Source organism: Facilibium subflavum (assembly GCF_003574485.1).
GTDB classification, from domain to species: Bacteria; Pseudomonadota; Gammaproteobacteria; order Francisellales; family Francisellaceae; genus Facilibium; species Facilibium subflavum.
Window position 1 is genome coordinate 1 of the sequence record NZ_QLIT01000199.1, and the last position, 2,379, is coordinate 2,379.

Consider the following 2,379-nt stretch of genomic DNA (forward strand, 5'->3'; position numbering starts at 1 on the left):
AGAGGTGCTCAATGTATGTTAAAGAAAATATCTGAACTAGTTGATAAAAAAATAAACAATGTAGGATTAAAATTCACATATATAGAATACTTTAACTTTTGCATTAATATCTATGAAGTTATTTCAAGCCTGTTAGATTCAAATCATGACTTAGATAAGCTAAGCAATCATCAAATTGAGTATGTCATTAACTCTTATATAAAACCATATAAAAAAGCGAGTTCTCAATAATGTCAAAAAAGCTTAATTCACTAATTTCGGAAGCGTATGAGTTCCAGGTATGCGCTTTCTTTAATAAATGGATAAAATCCTATTACCACATAGACCACTTTGCTATTTTAATAGTCCTGCCTGATGATAATATTTTACATGTGTCAACTAACTCATTATTAGTTAAACACTATAATCAAATGAATTTCATTCAACATGACTATGCTATGAACCCTGCAATGTATAAAAATTGGCCTTATTATCCTTGGGATTGTAGCGATGATATCATCACCTCTAAAGCTGTATCTTTTAGAAAAAATCAATGGGGGTTAAATGCAGGTACTAATTTTGTTCGAAAAATAAAAACTGATCAGGGTGAATTTTTCATAATTTATGCTGTTGCTACACATCGTAATGGTGAACTTGCAAAATATCACTTTACCTGTAATGCCAACGCTATATTTGAGATAGGCGACTTTTCATATAATAATTTAAGACATATTTTTCAGGAAAATACTTTTTATAACTTGCCTAAAATAGAAACTTTTAAGTTTTTTTCCGCGGGGATTTCTATCAATAATAATGGGCAAAAAATACCAGGTAAATTAATAAATTTTTATTCAGATGAGCCTAGGCACCAACCTCAACTAACATTAGTAAAATAGAATTGGGAATCAATATGATAGACTGTAAAGGAAAAACGATAGAGTCGCTATTTAAGCCATTTACCTTAAATAATCTGTTTATTAAAAATAGGGTGTTAATGGCGCCAATGACAAGAAAGAAATCGCCTAATAATGAATTAAATGACGAGAATGTGTCATATTACAAAAAACGGATAAAAGGTGGTGTTGGCATGATCGTAACTGAAGGAATATGTATAGACTCTATTGGCTCTTTTGGCTATGAAAATACACCTTCTTTCTGTCAACGGAAATCTCTTGATAAGTGGTATGAATTGGTTGATTTTGCTCATCAAAATAATTGTCGCATATTCCCACAATTATGGCATGTTGGAAGCGTAAGGCGAGTTGGGATGCCACCAAATATCAAAGATCCTTCACTGGCACCATCAGCTATTATTCATCCGTATCAAACTTTACAAGGTGAAAATCAATACGGAAAGCCATCACTTCCAACTGCAATGACAATAGATGATATAAAAAGATGTATTGACGACTTTGTCGAGGCTTCATATTTAGCCAAGAAAATTGGTTTTGATGGTATTGAACTCCATGCAGCTCATTCCTATCTAATAGACCAGTTTTTTTGGTCAGTAACCAACAAACGCACTGATCAGTACGGTGGCGATTGTTTGAGTCAACGTACTTTATTTGCTGAAGAAATTATTGCTGGGATAAAACAAGTCTGTGGACACGCCTTTCCTATCTCATTGCGCATATCTCATTGGAAATTCGGTGATTTCAATGCTAAAGATGCATATAAACCAGAAATTCTTGCACACTTTTTACAAAACTTAGTCTCCGCAGGAGTCGATATTTTCCATTGTAGTGCACATAAGTTTGATAAACCTGACTACCCACCATCTACACTTACCTACTCAGGATGGGTAAAAAAATTATCAAACTTGCCAACTGTCGCTGTTGGATCTATTGGACTTGATAAAAATTTTTATGAATCCTTTAATCATATTCCTACGAATATACAACCATTAGATAAAATTATTAATATGCTAGATGATGAATGTGATTTAATTGCACTTGGAAGAACGCTGCTAGCTGATCCTGAGTGGCCAAACAAAGTTAAAGCTGGCGACTTTCAAAGTATTGTGCCTTTTGATCCAGCTTACTTAAAATAGCAGATTGTAATTTTAAAAATGGGTTGCTTCATGCCTTCTCCGCCGCCAGTGAATTTATCATTTTAATCATAGCCAGGCAATAATAATCAGCCCCCAATGGCATTATGGTTGCTCAGGGTTGGTGGTATTAGGCTTTACCACAATAGGAGTTTCAAAAGCTGACTGATCCATATAAAATGACCAAAGGTGGTGTGTTAACGTGAGTTCGATATAAAAGATTAAAAAACATGCATAAATATACTGTGATGAGGTTGAAATTTTTTTCTCCAAAAGGTATTTCTGGAGCTGAAAACAAAAAAACCAACCTCATGGAGTGTTATGCTAGAACTTATCTTTTGTTTTGTCGATGA

At 33.7% G+C, this 2,379-nt stretch carries 3 protein-coding genes; all 3 read left to right on the plus strand.

Annotation, left to right across the window (positions count from 1 at the left end; translation table 11 throughout):
• Positions 1-231 (plus strand): hypothetical protein (locus tag DNK84_RS10990; RefSeq protein WP_208123309.1); only part of this gene is annotated, 231 nt, incomplete at its 5' end.
• Positions 231-875: a hypothetical protein gene (locus DNK84_RS10995; RefSeq protein WP_119344554.1), complete on the plus strand. Its 645-nt coding sequence runs from the start codon at positions 231-233 to the stop codon at positions 873-875. The genes DNK84_RS10990 and DNK84_RS10995, both read left to right, overlap by 1 nt.
• 14 nt (positions 876-889) lie before the next feature.
• The gene (locus tag DNK84_RS11000; RefSeq protein WP_119344555.1) at positions 890-2,029 is read left to right on the plus strand and encodes an oxidoreductase; all 1,140 of its coding nucleotides are present in this window, start codon (positions 890-892) and stop codon (positions 2,027-2,029) included.
• Positions 2,030-2,379: the final 350 nt, after the last annotated feature.